The sequence below is a fragment of the Paenibacillus sp. Root444D2 genome (genome assembly GCF_001426375.1).
GTDB lineage: Bacteria > Bacillota > Bacilli > Paenibacillales > NBRC-103111 > Paenibacillus_E.
On sequence record NZ_LMEO01000050.1, the window covers coordinates 150,781 to 169,704 of the forward strand.

Annotated in this window: 15 protein-coding genes; 6 read left to right on the forward strand and 9 right to left on the reverse strand. The window is 45.6% G+C overall.

Going from position 1 to position 18,924, the window contains the following annotated elements; genetic code table 11:
• Nucleotides 1-11 precede the first annotated feature (11 nt).
• From ASD40_RS28290 to ASD40_RS28305, 4 genes are all read right to left on the reverse strand, one after another.
• Nucleotides 12-935, reverse strand: a complete 924-nt coding sequence (locus ASD40_RS28290) for an AEC family transporter (RefSeq protein ID WP_057306480.1) — start codon at nucleotides 933-935, stop codon at nucleotides 12-14.
• Nucleotides 936-1,030: 95 nt separating this feature from the next.
• Complete coding sequence (locus ASD40_RS28295) at nucleotides 1,031-2,557, reverse strand: tripartite tricarboxylate transporter permease (protein WP_056837769.1); 1,527 nt, start codon at nucleotides 2,555-2,557, stop codon at nucleotides 1,031-1,033.
• Nucleotides 2,558-2,612: 55 nt separating this feature from the next.
• Nucleotides 2,613-3,071, reverse strand: coding sequence for a tripartite tricarboxylate transporter TctB family protein (locus tag ASD40_RS28300; protein ID WP_057306481.1), 459 nt, complete (start codon nucleotides 3,069-3,071; stop codon nucleotides 2,613-2,615).
• Between the two features lie 75 nt (nucleotides 3,072-3,146).
• Nucleotides 3,147-4,214 (reverse strand): Bug family tripartite tricarboxylate transporter substrate binding protein, encoded by a 1,068-nt coding sequence (locus tag ASD40_RS28305; RefSeq protein WP_057306482.1) that lies wholly within the window; start codon nucleotides 4,212-4,214, stop codon nucleotides 3,147-3,149.
• A 225-nt stretch (nucleotides 4,215-4,439) separates the two neighbouring features.
• Between ASD40_RS28305 and ASD40_RS28310 the strand changes: the two genes are divergently transcribed.
• Both ASD40_RS28310 and ASD40_RS28315 read left to right on the forward strand, forming a co-directional pair.
• A complete protein-coding gene (locus tag ASD40_RS28310; protein ID WP_057306483.1) occupies nucleotides 4,440-6,071 on the forward strand; it encodes an ATP-binding protein in 1,632 nt (543 codons plus the stop codon).
• Nucleotides 6,046-6,759 carry a DUF977 family protein gene (locus ASD40_RS28315; protein WP_057306484.1) on the forward strand — a complete coding sequence of 238 codons (714 nt, stop codon included), beginning with the start codon at nucleotides 6,046-6,048 and terminating at the stop codon, nucleotides 6,757-6,759. Before ASD40_RS28310 ends, ASD40_RS28315 begins: the two co-directional genes overlap by 26 nt.
• Before the next feature lie 749 nt (nucleotides 6,760-7,508).
• On the opposite strand, the gene ASD40_RS28320 is transcribed toward ASD40_RS28315, so the two are convergent.
• A complete protein-coding gene (locus tag ASD40_RS28320; protein WP_057306485.1) occupies nucleotides 7,509-10,484 on the reverse strand; it encodes a family 78 glycoside hydrolase catalytic domain in 2,976 nt (991 codons plus the stop codon).
• A gap of 130 nt (nucleotides 10,485-10,614) precedes the next feature.
• Between ASD40_RS28320 and ASD40_RS28325 the strand changes: the two genes are divergently transcribed.
• The gene (locus ASD40_RS28325) at nucleotides 10,615-11,493 is read left to right on the forward strand and encodes a helix-turn-helix domain-containing protein (RefSeq protein WP_057306486.1); all 879 of its coding nucleotides are present in this window, start codon (nucleotides 10,615-10,617) and stop codon (nucleotides 11,491-11,493) included.
• Nucleotides 11,494-11,537: 44 nt separating this feature from the next.
• On the opposite strand, the gene ASD40_RS28330 is transcribed toward ASD40_RS28325, so the two are convergent.
• On the reverse strand, nucleotides 11,538-12,497 hold the full coding sequence (locus ASD40_RS28330; RefSeq protein WP_057306487.1) for an acetylxylan esterase: 960 nt from the start codon (nucleotides 12,495-12,497) through the stop codon (nucleotides 11,538-11,540).
• Between the two features lie 24 nt (nucleotides 12,498-12,521).
• Nucleotides 12,522-14,183, reverse strand: coding sequence for a hypothetical protein (locus tag ASD40_RS28335; RefSeq protein WP_057306488.1), 1,662 nt, complete (start codon nucleotides 14,181-14,183; stop codon nucleotides 12,522-12,524).
• Between the two features lie 241 nt (nucleotides 14,184-14,424).
• On the opposite strand from ASD40_RS28335, the gene ASD40_RS28340 reads away from it, so the two are divergent.
• From ASD40_RS28340 to ASD40_RS28350, 3 genes are read left to right on the forward strand one after another with little or no spacing between them, the layout of a single operon-like run.
• Entirely contained in the window at nucleotides 14,425-15,450 is a 1,026-nt protein-coding gene (locus tag ASD40_RS28340) for a methionine ABC transporter ATP-binding protein (protein WP_057306489.1), read from the forward strand.
• On the forward strand, nucleotides 15,447-16,109 hold the full coding sequence (locus ASD40_RS28345; RefSeq protein ID WP_414858803.1) for a methionine ABC transporter permease: 663 nt from the start codon (nucleotides 15,447-15,449) through the stop codon (nucleotides 16,107-16,109). Before ASD40_RS28340 ends, ASD40_RS28345 begins: the two co-directional genes overlap by 4 nt.
• Nucleotides 16,110-16,136: 27 nt before the next feature.
• Nucleotides 16,137-16,985, forward strand: a complete 849-nt coding sequence (locus ASD40_RS28350) for a MetQ/NlpA family ABC transporter substrate-binding protein (protein ID WP_057306490.1) — start codon at nucleotides 16,137-16,139, stop codon at nucleotides 16,983-16,985.
• 84 nt (nucleotides 16,986-17,069) lie between these two features.
• Here the strand turns inward: ASD40_RS28350 and ASD40_RS28355 are convergent, their stop codons facing one another.
• A complete protein-coding gene (locus tag ASD40_RS28355; protein ID WP_057306491.1) occupies nucleotides 17,070-17,900 on the reverse strand; it encodes a carbohydrate ABC transporter permease in 831 nt (276 codons plus the stop codon).
• Nucleotides 17,900-18,814, reverse strand: a complete 915-nt coding sequence (locus tag ASD40_RS28360; RefSeq protein ID WP_063870860.1) for a carbohydrate ABC transporter permease — start codon at nucleotides 18,812-18,814, stop codon at nucleotides 17,900-17,902. Before ASD40_RS28360 ends, ASD40_RS28355 begins: the two co-directional genes overlap by 1 nt.
• Nucleotides 18,815-18,924: the final 110 nt, after the last annotated feature.

Consider the following 18,924-nt stretch of genomic DNA (forward strand, 5'->3'; position numbering starts at 1 on the left):
GGGCATCATGCCTAAAATAATAGTTTCGATACATACACGACTACGGTAACAGTCAAGCTGCTGAATAAAGTAGAGAGCAGAACCACTTGGGCAGCGTATTCCGGGTGATTCCCGTATTCTAATGCAAATACCGCGCTGTTCCTTGACGTGGGAAACGAGCTTGCGATAAACAATGCTTGTGCGGTTGTACCTTCCAAATGGAGCAGTAAAATCAAGATTAGTGCGAGAATCGGTGAGACAACAAGTCTTCCGAAAAGGCTGAAAATAAGTACGCTGCTAATATGCTTAAACTGCAAGTAAGCACTCTGTGCACCTAGCGTAACTAGTGCAATCGCAAGGAAGGCGTTTGATACATTCTGGATCGGATGCCATATGAAAGCCGGAATTGGAATCGCCAGAATATGCATCAGCAACCCCAGTACAAATGCATGGATCATGGGATTTTTCAAAAGCTTCCGCAGCATCTTTTGCCCTTGGTTTTGTGCAGAAACCGCATTAACCAAGCCAAAGGTATTCGTTAGAAGGTTTTGATAAATGGTGACAATAACTTGAACAGCTAAACCAACCGGGTTCCCCTGAAACACAAGCTGTGACACCGGCAAACCGAAATTACCCGAATTGCTAAGTACCACACTATTTGAGAAGCTGGAAGACAAGCCTTTATCAAATTTAGCCAGCTTTGCTGTTCCTTTGCTCACCGCGATAAGAGCGATACTTTGCAGAAGCAAAAAACTAATGATTTGCAGCAGCGTACTCCATTCCAGCTTACTTTGATAAATATTCGTAAAAGAAACCGCTGGAAGTAAGAAATACGCATTGAGCTTAGACAGTGTATGCATATCGAAATGAAATACACGATGCATAAAAGCGCCTGCTCCAATTAATAAAAATACAGGTACAATAACATTGAGCACGATAAGAAAAAGTACTTCCATTTGAATTTCACTCCATGAATTGAAACCCCTATTCTACCGATAGAGGCTGATTGGTATCAGAGCTCCACACAGCTTCATAGGGGTTTTCGTCCAGCTTATGCCTCTTCGTTTACGAGAACATTTTTGCCTCTCATCTTCAGGATTAAAGGGATCGTCAACCATAAGAAGCCAATGATCAAGAAAGCGAGGGAAACAGGTTTTTGAAGGAAAATCATGAAATCTCCATTCGAAATGGTCAACGCTCTGCGCATGTTATTTTCCAGCATCGGTCCAAGAATAAGACCAAGTACCAGCGGCGCTAACGGGTAATCGTTTTTCGATAAGAAGTACCCGACAAGACCACAGCCCATAATCAAGAGCAAATCAAACGTTGAATATTGAACCGCGTAGACACCGAAAACGGAAAACACGATAATTAATGGAATCAAATATTTCGTTGGTGTTTCAATGACTTTGGCAAACACTTTAACGAGCGGCATATTCAGAATAAGCAGCATCAGATTGCCCACGAACATACTGGCAATAACGCCCCATGCGAGCTGCGGGTGATCTTGGAATAACAAAGGACCCGGCTGAACATTGTACATAATGAAAGCGCCCATCAGAATAGCGGTTGTACCGGATGAAGGAATGCCTAGTGTCAAAAGTGGAATCATGGCGCCGCCTGACGCCGCATTATTCGCAGCTTCCGGAGAAGCTACACCCTCAATGGCACCCTTCCCGAATTTCTCGGGATGTTTACTGATTTTCTTTTCTACAATGTAAGCGAAAAAGGAAGCAAGAATGGCACCGGCACCAGGCAGAAGCCCGATGAAAAATCCAAGCACTGAGCCTCGAGCGATAGGCGCCGCGCTATCTTTCAAATCCTGCTTAGTCGGTAGGATTCGATTGATTTTAGCCAATTCGCCATCGTTTCCTTCTCGCTGCAGAATGGTCTTGAACACTTCGCCGACAGCGAAAGTACCAACAGCCACGGTAAGGAATTCCAGACCCTGATAAAGCTCCGGAATATTAAATGTAAATCGTTCAACACCGGATACATTATCAATTCCAATCGTTGCGAGCAGAAGTCCGAAAGCTGTCATCATTAAAGCTTTGACCATGGATTTGCCTGCTAAACCGCTGATTGCAAGTAAGCCGAGAACCATGAGAGAGAAATATTCAGCAGGACCAAACTTGATGGCAACTGCCGACAAGGGCCTAGCAAGGAAAATAAGTCCTATTAAGGAAATAATGCCGGCCGCAAAGGAACCGATCGCCGAAATCGCAAGCGCTGCCCCGGCTCTACCTTGTTTAGCCATTTGATAACCATCTAGGGTCGTTACTACGGAAGAAGATTCTCCCGGTGTATTCAGCAGGATGGAAGTCGTCGATCCTCCGTACATCGCTCCATAATAGACGCCAGCGAGCAGAATAATGGAGCTCGTCGCGGCTTCCTCAGGACCTAATCCTGCGGTCATTGTCGCTGTTATCGGGATTAACAGAGCTACACCGCTCATGGGTCCAATCCCGGGTAGGACACCTACCACTGTACCAATTAATACGCCTAGAAAAACAAACACGACATTGTGCCACTGCATTGCAGTACCCAAGCCATGAAGCACATAATCAATCGTGCCCATTTCAATAACCTCCTTAGAGCTTGCTTTTTAGCAAACCCACTGCGTAAGCGATATCTTAGAAGCCTAACCAAGTTGGAAATCCAGGAAGTGAACCATCCAAACCATTCACATACAGCGTATACACCCCAAAGGAGAATGCAGCTGAGATCAAAAGCGAAACCCAAATTCTACCTCTTTGCATCGTTTGGAACCCAATCATTAAAAAGAGAAACGTGGAGATGACGAATCCGACATCTTCGAGAAATAACGCATATAGGACTGCTGAAACGAAAATGATACCAAATCTTTTGTAATCCAAATTTTCTTTATGTTTTTTCGTTTGCTGCTTGCGGAACGTATCATAGATGAGACGAAGGCTCATTAGTGCTAAGAAAGCCCCCAGCATCATTGGGAATATATTCGCGCCTACATTACTACCGTAAGCACTTGTTGAAATGCTTCTGCTGCCGATTACAAATGTGGTGCCAATAGCGAAAAAAACGATACCTGCATAACGGTCAAACATGGTATTCATCTGCCTACTCAACCTCCTGCCCTTCGTGCATGGGAAGAAGTCAAACTCGCTTCTCCCCAGCATCCCAAGGCTCTCTTATTTCTGCATACCCAAAGCTGTCAACATATCTTTCAATTGTGTTTCTTGCTGAGCTAAGAAAGTTTTGAAATCATCCGCTTTTTTATAGTCTGTTTCCCAATTGTTCGCAGTCATTTCTTTTTTCCATGTATCGGATTCAACCATTTTCTTGATCGTATCTTCCCAGAACTTTTTCGCACCAGCATCCATATTCTTAGGTCCGAAGAAGCCGCGCCAGATTAAGAATTCAGCGTCAACACCTTGTTCTTTCATCGTTGGAACATCTTTCATGCTGCCACCAAGCCGCCCTGGTGATGCCACCGCCAGTATTCTGATCTTGCCAGCTTTCACATACTGATCCAAGGAGGATGCATCAGTTCCGAGCACATCCGCATTACCGCCGAGCAAAGCTGTTACGGCTTCCCCGCCGCCATCATAGGATACGTACTTCACCTTTTTCGGGTCGATACCGTATTTAAAGGCAGGAAGAATGGAAACCAGATGATCCATGGAGCCAGGTGCAGAACCGCCTGCGACCGTCAGTTTCGTAGGATCCGCTTTCATATCATCCAATAGTGATTTCAAATCTTTATATTTCGAGTTTGCCGCGACCGCAACCGCGCCATAATCCTTCGTCAATTGAGCAAGCGGTGTTGTATCGGCATAACCGTAAGGCGTGTTACCTTCTTTTTTCAGATGGTTAATGAGAATCGGCGGTGAGCTAACGAACAATTTGTAATTGTCCTTCACATCTTTCGTCGCATATTCCGCCATGAAGACAGCGCCGCCTCCACCCGGTTTATTTTCAACCGAAATCGGCTTATCCATCGCTTTCGTTTCCGTCAATACTTTGGCAATTGTACGAGCCGTCATATCCCAACCGCCGCCTGCACCGGATGGAGCGATGATGCTAAGCGCTTTTTCTGGATATTTGGATGCCGCTTGTGCTGGTGCTGTCGTTTCTTTGGCCTTGTCACCTGTTGCGTCTGTTGGTTTAGCTGCCCCATTACCGCATGCTGCCAAGGAGATTGCTAATAAACTGATCGATGTTACTTTCCAAGATGCTGCCAATACATTTTTTATCAAATGAAACCCCTCCAACTTTTTGGTTTTATACGTGTATCCGCTTTCTTTGAAGCGCTTTCAGAATATCACCTGAATAGAAAATTGAGAAGTTTAACAAGATTAATTATAATAACGTCGTTTTGGGCATTTTGTTCATATTGTTCACGACGGCACCAACGCGTTTTCCCTCATAATGAGAGCGCTTTATGATACAATACTAGCAAAAACGGGGGGCTTTAACTCGGAATGAGGCTGCAAACCAAGCTTATCTTGATTATTTGTTCACTGCTTGTCTTCATCATCCTAAGTCTAGGCGGCATTTTCTATTACCTGATGACCTCCGCTCTTGAGGATCAGATTGGTACACGCGCCTTGAAGGTAGCTGAAACAGTGGCTAGTATGCCTGAAATAAGGCACGCCTTTCAATTAAATGACCCCTCAGCTGTCATTCAACCCATTGCGGAGACGGTACGCGAGAAAATAGATGCGGAATACATCGTTGTTGGGAACCGCGAAGGTATCCGTTATTCGCATCCCCTGCCTGAGCGAATAGGCAAAGAAATGGTTGGGGGAGATAATGGCCCTGTACTTGATGGAAAATCCATTATTTCTAAGGCTATTGGGTCTCTGGGCCCCTCGCTCCGTGGCAAAGCTCCAGTATTTAGCGACAATGGTCAAGTAATTGGTATCGTATCTGTTGGGTTCTTGACAGAGGACATTGCACTAATTACCACTGTGTATCAAACACGAATCGAAATGATCTCTTTGATCGTTCTCGTCATCGGACTTGTCGGCTCTGTCCTCATCGCCCATAACGTCCGGCGTTCCATTCATGGCTTGGAGCCAAAGGAAATCGGCGCATTATATACCGAAAAAAAGGCGATTCTAGAATCCATACGAGAAGGTATTATCGCGGTTAATCGTGAGGGAGTTATTACGATGGCGAACCGCTATGCGCTTCAGCTGCTGCAGCTGCCTGTCACGGCAAAAATTACTGGAAGACAAATTGAAGACGTTATACCGAATACGAGATTGTATGAAGTCGTTCGTTCGGGGAAAGCCGAATTTGACCATGAAATGCTCATCGGCGACCATGAAGTGATAGTGAATCGGGTCCCGATTATTGAGCGGAAATTAGGCGTAACCGGTGCAGTTTCGAGCTTTCGCAGTAAATCCGAGCTGTATCGGTTGGCTGAAGAACTGTCTCAGGTCAAACGCTTTGCAGAAGCGCTACGCGCACAAACGCATGAATTTTCGAACAAGCTGTACGTCATCTCGGGGCTAATCCAACTCGAATCGTATCAAGAAGCTGTTGAACTTATCTCCCGGGAGGCCGATGTACATCAGAATTGGGTACAGTTCATTATGCGAGAAATCCCAGATCCTATGATTGGCGGACTGCTCATTGGCAAATTTAATCATGCGCAGGAACTAAAGATAACGTTCGAAATTGATCACGAAAGCACATTCAGCGACATCCCTGCTCAGATTGATCGAAATATGCTTGTCACCATCATTGGTAACCTCGTTGACAATGCCATGGAAGCAGTACTTGCTGGTGGCGATCAGACGGAGCCGTATGTGAAATTATTTCTAACCGACCTTGGTGAGGATCTTATTATCGAATGTGAGGATCGAGGCGTAGGAATTCCTGAGGAGACGAGTATGGCTGTATTTGAAAAAGGCTTTTCGACCAAAGAGGGGGAACACCGCGGCATTGGACTTGCTCTGGTCCAACATGCTGTCGGCAAGTTGAGTGGGTACATTACCTTTCATAAAAACCCCGCAGGCGGCACAATTTTCACCGTAGCGATTCCCAAGATCCCTGATCTCAAAGAAAGGAGTCTGCCCCATGGAACACCAGAATCAATCCGTTGAAGTATTTATCGTAGAAGATGATGTGAAAATTGCTGAGATTAACAGACGATTCATAGAAAAAGTAGAAGGATTCCACGTCGTCGGTATAGCCACAGATGTGGGTCAAGCCAAGGAACAGTTGGAAATTCTGACTCCGCATCTCGTCCTACTCGATGTCTACTTACCGGGCGCCAGCGGCTTAGAGATGCTTTCCTTTATTCGGCAGCATTACCGGGAAACAGACGTCATTATGATTACCGCTGCCAAAGAAATTGACGCCATTCGTGATGCTATACGCAGCGGTGCGTTTGATTATATCATTAAACCGCTCGTCTTTAATCGGCTTCAAGAAACGCTAGTGCGCTATCTGAATTTCCATCGTGAATTGAGTCGCATGAACGAAAGCGGCATGATCAATCAGAGCGATGTGGATCGCCTTATGTCTGGAACTTCCAAGAAGGAAACCAACTTAGACACCTCTTTCCTGCCCAAAGGAATTGATAAGCTCACGTTGGTAAAAATCGTGCAAGCGATTTCGAACGCATCCGGCGGCTTGACCGCTGATCAAATCGCCAAAGAAATTGGTGTCAGCCGCTCCACCGGCCGCCGCTACCTCGAGCACTTAGTCAGCTCAGGCGATTTATACGCCGACCTGTCTTACGGTGTGGTCGGCCGACCTGAGCGGGTTTACCGGCGGAAAAAGGATTGATGGCAGGTTGGCTGTAACGACGCAAAACAGCGTTAGCAACAAATTGCTGGCTATAGAAACAACTCGTATCGGAACGATCAAAGTCGTTTTTGGTCTTCTCAGCTGGAACTGACTTCTTCTTCACTTATGAGAGGACTTTTTTAGTCCTTTCAGCTCAATTTCCAGTCCAATACACTTCTCACTTTATCTGAAAAGTCCTTTTCGGACTTCGCCCCTGCCGTATGCTACTAGTCATTCGCTTACTTATCCGGAATTGTTGTATGTTGTACAACAATACGCAAGTTAATCAACGATATCCTCTCAAATGTTGTAAAAAATGCAACAATTCCAGTCTAAAATAGCTCTATTGCAGGAAAGAAGGCTAAATTGTTGCACAGCATACAACATCTTCAGCTTTTCCTGAAGAAATGAAAGAAATTGTTGTACGTAGTGCAACTTGCCTTCTTAAAGGAACTACTTTTCCATACTCCAGAAGACAAAAACCTGGAAAACTTAATAACATACAACTTCCTACTTCACTATTTCTCCAACGAACTAGAAGTCATAACCTAGACAACATCCAACTTCCTACTCGGGCAGAGTCTGTTACTATCTACGCTAAATAGCTGGTTAACTTCTTTTTCTCATACCAAAACCCAAAGCATCTAAGAAAGCCTAATAGTCTTGGAAAGCAAATGAGTGCCCTAAGTTGCTATGGATATCAGAATGCAAAACAAAGACGCCGGCCACACCAGCCGGCGCCTCTAGCGTCACACCTCGTGACGCTCCACAATCCCGTCCATGCCGTCCGGGATGCGGATCTCCACATCCACGCTGCGCGGCGCCCAAACCTGCAGCCGCATCACGCGTCCGTCCTCCTCAAGTCGCCACGCGACATCGATTCGTCCCTCCTGCGGCAGCGGAACAGTGCCCCTCGCCCACTGCAAATCTGCAGGCTGCGGGGCGACAACGACCTTCCGCCAGCCTTTGTCGGCGAGAGTGACACCAAGCACATGCGCACCTAAGAAATAGCCCGGCGCTGCCGACCACGCATGACAGTGACTGCGTGTAAGCATGTCAGGGTTCGCTCTATTTTCCGCGAAATTCGGGTACATTTCCCAGCAGGTCGTGGCGTCATATTCAATCATTTGCCCAAAATGCTGACGCATATCTGTGATCATACGATCAATACCGATGCGGCCCATTTTCGCGAGAGCCTCATAATAAAAGAAGGACATAAAAGGACTGCCGATTTGAACAAAATCTGTCGGCGGAGCAAACAAATATGTCTTCATCTGCTCTGCGCGCTCACCCTCAGCGACACCACACAAGTACGCAATAACCTGCGTCTGCATACTAAAAACAGTCGAGGCCTGGCCATTCGCATGGATACAATCTAAGTATGCTCTGCGATCCTCACTCCATAAATGTTTATTAATTGTTTGACTCAGACGAAGCGCTTTCCCCTCATATTCATCTGCTTCTCCCACATCTCCAACGGCTTTCGCCAACTCTGCCGCGCTTCGCAGCGTTTTGACCAGAATCATATTCTGGTGGGTGACTACCCCATTATTCGGCTGATCAATTGGTGCCCAATCCAGCAAGTTCCAGCCTTTTATGAACAACAATCCACGCTCATCAAGCTTTTGTTCATAATGCTCAAGGGTATAACGAATATGCGGCCATAAGTCTCTCGCAAAAACCTCATCGCCAGTATGCTCATAATATTCACAGCTGGCCAGCGCCCAAAAAAACGTCCAGTTCGGAATAACGCTGCTCCAAGCACTAGGAACCTGATCCACATATAACGGTGTTTGGGTTCTGGAACCAGGTACTAACCGCAAACAACGCTCGACAATCTCCGTAGCTCCGAATACGTAATAATTGACTAAAGCCTCGTTACGGCTGTCCCCGACCCAGAAAACCTGCTCATACGCCGGACAATCAACGAACGTATCTTCCATACAAAGTCGGGTTGTGTGCTTACTAATTTGCCATATATCGTTCAAAAGCGCATCAGAGCTTTGGAACTTGCCTATCTCTGCTATTGGATAATTACTTTGCTGTACCTGTACACCGTAGATTTTAACTGCTCTTGCCGCATTCCTTGCCGTAACCATTAAATAGCGAAATCCTCTCCGCACATAAGAGGTATACGATTGACGCCCTTCCGAACACGTATAACGCAGCGTATTATCTAAATCGAACGTGTCTTGACGCCACCCATCGCGCATGTATTCATAGCCATAGAAATCAAGTATGGTTCCTTCAGCAGCATCTACTTCAAATTGTATAAAGCCAGAAAACTCACGGCCAAAATCAAGAATGATTTCCGTATCCGCACCTTCATATCTCGGCAATACGGCAGGATTCACACTTGGGATAACTGCCTGCTGCAAAGGGTAAGGCACAACTTGCGCCAGCGCTTCTTTTTTCCAGACACTGAGTGCAAAGATAGAGTCCCTGCTGACCAATTCCAGTGGGAAAGGGTGAATCCAATCCGTATAACGACTCAGGTCCAAAGCAGAAGATATACTGCGAATCTCTACATACGTTTTAAAAGCGGAAAACGCACCCGCATCTAAATCATCTTTCCGTTCATCGCACGCTGAAGAAGACCCATAGCCTTCATATGGGTGCAAAGAATCACTGCTTTCCTGGTGATCAATGTATTCAAAAGATGCAAAAGGACCAATTGAAATAAATGGTGACGTAACGTTGCCTGCTTCCGCTAAAGGAGATACGACCTCAAAATAAGCATCGCAATCAATGCCCAACTGCAGCGTTCGGCCATGATCAACGCCAGTAGTTTCCAACAAGATGAGATTGTCTCCTGCCTTCAGATCTATCTCAGCATACCTTTCTGGTAATACACCCGTATAACGCTCCGCATCCAGCCACTCTCCATTCACACTGCAGCCTTTCACAGTGCTCGGCTGTACGAGTCCTAACACAGCTTTTACGGCCTTCTCGGTTCTTACTACCGTTGCCATATACCCAGCAAATCCCACTGGATTCGCATGATTCACACTCTCTGGCACCATTTGATTGCGGACATCAATCGAGGCAGTCCATGCAACGGGTTTTACCTGGTGGAGGGATTCGATACGGACCGGCCACACGAGTTCCTCGGTAAGGAATGGAATATCTCTAGGCACAAGACTGCTCCAAGGCTCTACACCAACAGCGCCAACGATAGAAGCTTGACCCCATGCAGAATCATCGTAATCTGGCAAATACCAATCCGCGCTCCAAGCGCTCGCATCCATCCGTTCAGCAAAGCCTTGCTGACACGACATCCGCCCAGAGCGGCTATCATATCCAAGATGCAGCGAGGTTTTCCAGCTTTCATCCGTCACTAACTCTACGAGAGAATGACCTTCATGCTCACTCTCCACTTGCACTAACAAACCGCCGCGTCCGCGCAAATAGTAGAAATTGGACACACCGAAATGGAGCACCATGACCCCAATCACATTAGGTCGTCCCTTGTGCAGCAAGTGTCCAATTTCGTATGTATCATAAGACTGCTCGAATGGCCATGAGCGAACAGGACCTCGTCCCACTTTCGTTCCATTCACATATAAAGCGTATCGCGAATCAGCAGTTATGGATATTGTTGCTGCTCCCCAGCCTTCAGAGCCCACATCGAATGTCTTTCTGAAACACCGCCACTCATTTCGTGGACTTGCTTCACCAATACCCCAAACCCATTGTGCTTGCCAATCGATTTCTAATTGTCTCATTTCAGCTGCCTCCACGAAAAATAATGATTGTTACTTCGATAGCTTTATTTTATGATGAGAGCGTACTCATTTTTAGGGTTAATTCCGACATTCATTAGGGTCTTAATTGACATAAGAGGAGTAAAACGAAGTGACCATTAAACGAAGCATTATCGAAACACCCGGCGATCAATTTTTCCTTCCGGAACTTCCGCTTTACGTCAACCGCGTTCACGAATCATTTGAAATGCTGCAGCATACGCACGATTTTATTGAAATTAGCTATGTTGCTGAGGGCAGCGGTGCACATTACATTGACAATACCTCATTACCCGTTTCCAAAGGAGATCTCTTCTTCATTCCGGTTGGCGTCTCCCATGTGTTCCGCCCATCATCTATGGCACAGAAAAAAAACCTTGTAGTTTACAATTGCATTTTCACTCAGGAATGGTTGAACCTATTATTTCACTCGCAATTGAATGGAAGTAAAGATGAATTCAATGTCCTATTCTCGCAGGCAACTGAACAATCTACTTGGCTTTCTTTTAAAGAACGCAATGGGGAATTCGAGCCTCTTTTTGAACGTTTGCACTTCGAATACAACGCCCATCGAAGCGGTTTTATGACGATTTTACAAACTTGTGTGGCACAGCTTCTTGTTTACATGCATCGCTCCAAAATGGATTTCACACCGGAAGTGTCCAAAGCGAGCCTTCAGGACTTAGATAGTCTACTCGCCCATATTCGCGGGAATTGCAGCAGCCCAATCTCGCTCACAGAAGCTGCCGCCAGATTGTCCATCAGCGAGCGTCAGCTGCATCGCCAGCTTAAAAAGCATACGGGAATGTCCTTCATGGAGTACGTGCAGCACGCACGAATTGAAGCCTGTTGTCAGCAATTACGAGCGAACGATCACAAGATCAGCGATGTCGCTGCAAGTATCGGCTATCAGGATATGAAATTTTTTAACCAGCTTTTTAAAAAGATAACCGGTGTCACTCCCAGCCAGTACCGGCAGCTGCATAGATAAACAAAAATGCCCCTCCATCACGAAGATGTGAGAGGCATTTCATTTTAAAGGCCCAACATAAATTGCAAGGTTTTATCACTGAAGCCAGGTAAACCTTCATGACCATAATCCGGGTACAACTCAAACTGCTTTTTCGACTTGATTTTGTTATAAGCAGCGAACTGCGTAGAAGGCGGGCATACGGTGTCGCTAAGACCAACGGCCATAAGAACTTCACCTTGGATGCGATTTGCCAGATTCTGAATGTCAATATAGCCCAGCTTCGTGAATATTTCATCTTCGCGTTTGTGCTGTGGATCGTGACGGCGGAAGAAGTCCTTCAGTTCCTGATAAGCATCCTTCGCCAAATCCATTTCCCAAACGCGCTTATAATCGCTAAGGAATGGATAAACTGGCGCTAACCGCTTAATGCGAGGCTCCAGTGCAGCACAAGCTATCGTCAAGGCGCCTCCTTGAGAGCCACCCAACGCGCCTACACGCTCGGGATCAACCTCTGGCATATTCATCGCAATGCCGGCGAGCTGAGCCGTATCTAAGAAAATATCCCGATACAACAATTGATCCGGGTGATCATCTAAGCCGCGAACGATATGCCCGCGAAGTGTCGTCCCCTTTACACCACCTGCATCTTCCGATAAACCGCCTTGACCACGGCAATCCATGGAAAAGAACGAGTAGCCTAGAGCGGCATACGCTAATTTACCTGACCAATCGCCGGAGCTTCCAGAGTAACCATGGAATTCAACGATAGCTGGATGCGGCTTATCTGCGTGTTTAGGACGAACATATTTGGCATAAATACGAGCCCCTTTGACACCTGTAAAATAGAGATCAAAACATTCAGCGTAAGGCACTTGAAATTCACTCGGGCGAAGTTCGATTTGAGGATCGACTGCCTTCATTTCAGCAATGGCCCGCTCCCAATAAGAATCGAAATCTTCAGGCCGGGGATTACGTCCTTCATAAGTAACTAGCTTGTCTAATGGAAAATCAAATAATGGCATGTCATATCCTCTTTTCTATAATTTTCAAGCGACCGTATAGCTAGAGAAATCAACAGCTTCGCCATTCACAAGTCTGATAATCTTCCCTTCACTATGTAAGCCACTGCTTAAAACCATCATTTCATCCTTCAGAGTCGTATAGGTGATTTTCAAATCGTCTTCGCCAGACAGGGTATAAACGGGTTGCTTCTGCTTCATCACTTTTGCAAATTGCTGTATATCCCTTATCTGAAGGGATTCTGCTGTTTGCTGGTCGATACACTCGACAACTACGGAATTCGTTCTCCCTTTGCTTGTGACAACGGATCGATCTTCGCGTACTTCCCTTTCAAATGACTGCTGCACATAAACAGCTATGTAAACATGACCACATAATCCAAACAATCCAATCGGTTCCTCTATCCATTCTCCTACAGGCAGACATCCCTTAATGAATTCAGGCTGATCATCTGGAATTTGATAGGAAACGATCAATGCATTTTGATGAAAAAGCACTTCTGAAAATTCACTTTGATGACGTAAATCTCCTTCTGTATAGCCTTGGCCTGGGTGAAAAAAATACAAATGATTTACACCTTGGACCGCATCTAGCGGAAGAGCTACATCCCAGCGATGTTGTTCATTATCAAACTCTTGTACGCGTTCCCACAAACCGCCTAACGCAAAGCTTTCTGTGATATATACATAACTATGCAGCACATCGTTCTTGCCAACAGCTAGAGCTGCTTGTTTGGGAACTCTGCGAGTAATTTCTACCGGATCCGCTCGATGTAAGGCTGTACGCTGAACTTCTGATGAAGCTTCATAGGCAATAAAACCTGCATATTCAGTTCGAGGCATGTGATCCGGTAATGTGAAATCACCAAACTGAACATAATCGTGCAGCACGTTGGTGTCCTTAGGCATATCATGCGGCCATATCCGCGAATGCGGGCCCACCCATGCCCCTCCCAGATAATACGCCGAGCGAACCTCCCAGAGGTAGTCCAATAAACGAGCTAATTCAGCTTTGATCTCCGTATCCGTCATAAGCTCCCAAGCGCACGTAAAAGCCTGCATCCAGTGCCAGAACCAAGGTAACCCTCCATACTCCGACATGCCTAACGAAGTGACCCGATTCAGTGTACTGCGCAAGCTTTGGCAGCCATCGTCCAGCAAAGCCGTATCCTCATAAAGCTGTCCGAAAATAAGCTTAGCTGCTGTGTATTTTGCTTCATGATGGTTATAATGCTCAGATGGTTTACGATAGAAGTTACTTCTATAAATATGAAGCAGTGCTAGAGCAAATAAGTTACGCAAGGATTCACTCAAATTATCTGAATAGCGTTGGTAGAAAAAAACCATTAGACTCCCCATCAGTTCAACAGGAAGTGCATTTTTTGGTGCTTCTTGAGGAGTAGGTCTCAAATGTAAGGGCCAATGACCATAGGTTCCACTTTCTTCGTTCTTATCCTGAAGCTCCAAAACTTGAACCAGGATGCCCTCGGCCTTGATCTTAGCCTGTAGGCGATCTCCGTCGAATGGGATAGCTTCCTCCTGCGAAGCTGCAAATAAATAAGAAGCGTAGTAGAAATTATCTCGGATATCATGATGAAATAATAAACCGCTGTTTAAAATAGGTTGCTTGAACGCCGCTTCAGCAATTCTGGACTTGATCTCATTTTGGCGTTGTTGCAAATTTGTCAATTTTGTCACCTCCTTAGCAAAAACTTAAAAATTACCGATTTTCGCGTAATTTAAGCGCTATCCTTCATAATTGAAACGGTTAACCTCAGTTTACTTGCAAATAAATGGAGCGTCAATGCAAAGTGGCCCTTCATTTTCCATATTTTAGACGTTGCATCCTCTTGCAATTTCTTATAAAATGATCTACCGTTGGTCAAAATATATCATCACCAATATTTGCATGGAATAGGAGGTATTCATCCTGATTCATATCGAAAATTTACAAAAAGTATATGAGGATATTCCGGGACGTGTACCGGCCATCCAGCAGATCCATTTACATATCGATCGCGGAGAAATATTCGGCATCATCGGACACTCCGGTGCAGGAAAGAGTACTTTACTGCGTTGTGTAAATCTACTGGAGCGACCATCCTCTGGCAGCATTCACATTGATGGTGAAGAAATGACAAAGTTGGATTCTCGCCAGTTGCAAACAAAACGCCGCAAAATCGGGATGATTTTCCAACATTTCAATCTCCTCTCTTCATCGACCGTTGCCGAAAACATTGCCTTTCCTCTGAAATTGGCTGGGATGGGGCAAGTGGCGATTCAGTCCCGAATTAAGGAGCTGCTTGATTTAGTCGGTTTGCAGGAACACGCGCATAAGTATCCAAGCCAGCTCTCAGGCGGACAGAAGCAGCGCGTCGGTATTGCAAGAGCTTTGGCCAATCATCCGGATATCCTACTCTGCGACGAAGCGACTTCAGCACTCGATCCTCAGACAACGAATGCCATTCTTGCACTGCTGCTCGATATTAATCGAAAGCTTGGTATTACGATCCTGCTCATCACACATGAGATGCAGGTCATTCGTGCGATCTGCGACCGTGTTGCTGTCATGGAGAAAGGCTTGATCGTTGAAACTGGCAAAGTGCTTGATGTATTCCTGAAGCCCCAGCATGCGGTTACGAAGGAGTTCGTTGGACAAGTCTCTGATTTCGCACAAAGTTCAGCTCAGGATCCGATGGTGAAACAGGGAGAAAAGCACGGAACGGTGATCCGAATTACCTATATCGGTGCCAAAACATATGAACCGATCTTGTTCGAAACCGTCAAGTCGACGAATGTGTCCTTTGCCATCCTTCAGGGTACAATTTCTTCCATGAAAAGTGTTCCTTACGGTCAATTGGTTGTGGAATTAACAGGCGGACACCAAGAAGAAATCGATTCTGTGATTGCCAAGCTTGAGCAAGAAGGAATCGACGTGGAGGTGCTCAACCAATGAATATGACCTGGGACATTAACTGGTCCGAAATTACGAAAGCAACTGGCGATACACTCGTCATGTTGGGCTGGTCGCTATTATTCACTGTCATCATCGGCATGGCACTGGGCATCATTTTATTTCTTACTTCCAAAGGGCAGCTGCTGCAAAATCTGCCGCTTTACGGAGTGCTGTCGCTGATCGTGAACATCCTGCGCTCTGTGCCTTTCGTGATTCTAATGATCTCGGTTTTTCCGATCACGAAAGCAATCGTGCATACAACCATCGGCGTCCAGGGCGCGATCCCGCCTCTCGTTATCGCAGCCGCGCCGTTTCTCGCGCGGCTTGTTGAAACCGCGCTACGCGAGATCGATGGCGGCGTCATTGAAGCCGCGCAATCAATGGGCGCTACGCCGTGGCAAATCGTCTGGCGCGTCCTGATGCCGGAAGCGCGCCCGGGTCTGATTTCAGCCGTTACCGTGACGGCTGTTGCCCTGCTCTCCTACTCCGCCATGTCAGGTGTAGTTGGCGGCGGCGGGCTTGGTGATCTATCGCTTCGCTACGGCTACATGCGATTCCGTACCGATATCATGATCGTGACCGTCGTCATTCTCGTTCTATTCGTTCAGCTCTTACAAATGCTAGGAGACCGTTTGGTCGCCAAATTTAACCGCAAATAAAACACATATATTGGAGGAAATCTCATCATGAAGAAACTTACTCTATCTTTAATGACTATTTTCGTTGTGCTTGCTCTTGCAGCATGCGGACAGAAAGCCGCTGAAACACCTGCAAGCTCGGCACCTGCTGCTTCTGCTACTCCAGCTGCCGCAAAAGAAGTTACGCTTAAAGTCGGTGCATCTTCAGTCCCTCATGCTGAAATTCTGAATAGCCTTAAAGACAAAATGAAAGCACAAGGCGTGAAACTTGAAGTTATTGAATTCAACGATTATGTTCAACCGAACGTGCAGGTATTTGAAAAACAATTGGACGCTAACTTTTTCCAACATCAGCCTTACCTGGATCAATATAACTTAGATAAAAAGCAAAACCTCGTAAAAGTAGTTGGTGTGCACATTGAACCGTTCGGCGCTTATTCCCAAAAGGTGAAAGCCGCTGCAGAATTGAAAGATGGCGCTTCCGTCGCTATTCCTAACGATCCTTCAAATGCCGGCCGTGCGCTTGCGCTGATGGAGAAAAACGGTTTGATTAAATTGAAAGACGGCGTTGGCATCAAAGGTACAGTTCAAGATATCATCGAAAACAAAAAGAAACTTCAAATCAAAGAATTAGACCCTGCTATGCTGCCACGTACGATCGGTGAGTTTGATTTGGCTCTGATCAATACGAACTACGCACTTCAAGCGAATCTAAATCCTACGAAAGACGCTTTGTTCATCGAGGACAAAAATTCACCTTACGTGAACATCGTCGTTTCCCGTCCGGACAACAAGGATTCCGAAGCGATGCAAAAGCTTGCTAAGGAACTGAACTCCGCTGACACGAAAAAGTTCATTGAAGATAAATATAAAGGTGCAATCGTGCCTGCGTTCTAAGCAACCTTTCGATCCAAACAAAAAGCTGTTCCTTTAGGTCTTAACTGACCTAAGGAACAGCTTTTTTATTTGGCTATGCTTAGATTATCCTTTAATGCCTGTTGTTGCTATTCCCTCAATGAAATACCGCTGTCCAAACAAGAAGACAATTACGGCTGGTATGACCATGATCGCTGTTCCCGCCATAAGCAGATTCATCGGTGTATTATTGGCTCCGCGAAGTGTAGATAATCCCAGTGACACCGTATATTTATTGGCATCATTCAGATATACAAGCTGACCCAGAAAATCATTCCATACGCCAACGAATGTGAATAAGAGAACTACGACAATCGCAGGCTTAATGAGAGGAAGAATAATTTTACGGTAAATGGTAAAGTATCCGGCACCATCGATAACGGCTGATTCATCAAGCTCTTTGGGAATCGTCATTAGAAATTGTCGCAGTAAGAAGATATTAAAAGCGCCGCCGCCGAAAAAAGCAGGAATGATTAACGGCCAATAGGTATTCGTTAATTGCAATTTGGACCAACCAATGTAGGTGGGGACTAAAGTGACAATGCTAGGAAGTAAAATCGTCATGATGATGAGAGAGAACCAGAGGTTTTTGAGCGGAAATTCAAGTCGTGCAAATCCAAAAGCCGTTAAGCTTGCTGTCAGACCCACACCAACTAACACCGGTATGATGACTATGAACGTATTTACAAAATACTTGCCGAAATCAACACGTTCCATGACCTCGGTGTAATTATCAATGCGGAACGCATTTGGAAACCAGATCGGCGGAAACTCCAAAATTTCTTGCAGGTTGAGTAACGACGAACGAACAATCCAATACATGGGGAAAAACACGATGAGAGAAAGCAGGAAAAGTACAGTATACGTAACGATTTTCCCTCTGAAACGATAGGTCATTATTTATTTCCTCCTTCATAATGTACCCACCCAGCTGAAGAACGGAATAACAAGTACGTGAAGAATGCAACAATGATGAATAGTACCCAAGCGAGTGCACAGGCGTAGCCCATATTTTGACGTTGGAATGCTTCTCGATAAATGTAAAAGGCATAAAATAAAGTGGAGTTACCCGGACCACCTTGCGTCATGGCATAAGCTTGTGTAAAAGCCGTAATCGAATTCACAAATCCGAGAATGACGTTATAGAAAATGATGGGCGACATGAGTGGAATGGTTACGGAACGTAATTTATGCCACCAGCCTCCACCATCGATTTCCACAGCTTCGAGTAAATGCGCAGGCACATCTTGCAGGCCTGCAAGAAAGATCACAATAACGTTGCCGGATCCCCATACCGCAATGATAATCATCGAAAGTACAGACGTGTCCGGACTGTTCACCCACATAAGCTTATCAATACCAATAAAGCTTAAGAGATGATTAATGATGCCGAAATCGGGATTATAGAGCCATAACCAAATGATACTGCTCGCTAGTACCGGAATAATCGATGGTAAGTAGAATATCGCACGAAAAGCGGCTCGGCCTCTTATCTTCTGATTAAGAAATAAAGCAACGATAAAGCAAAACAGGATCGAGGCTGCAACGGATCCAATGGCATAGTAGGCTGTAGCTTTGAGAGAGTCGAAGAAAAAGAGGTCCTGTGTGAAAATTTGGCGGTAGTTATCGAACCCAACCCATTGTTTCGGTTTCAGAATGGTCCAATCCGTAAAGCTTAAATATAAGCTATAGAGCAAAGGACCGAGCGTAAAAATGAATAATCCCAGAATAGCTGGCAGTATGCACAAGTATCCGACAATCACCTGCTGCCGTTTGAGGCTTCTGTAACTGGACTGCTGACCTGTGGACATGAACCTGTACCTCCTATGTGTTGCAAACTTACATCGTAGCACGTCAGGAACAAGTACTTTGAATTCACCTTATTCCTGCGTGCTGTTTACCTATCTGTTAACTCCTATGC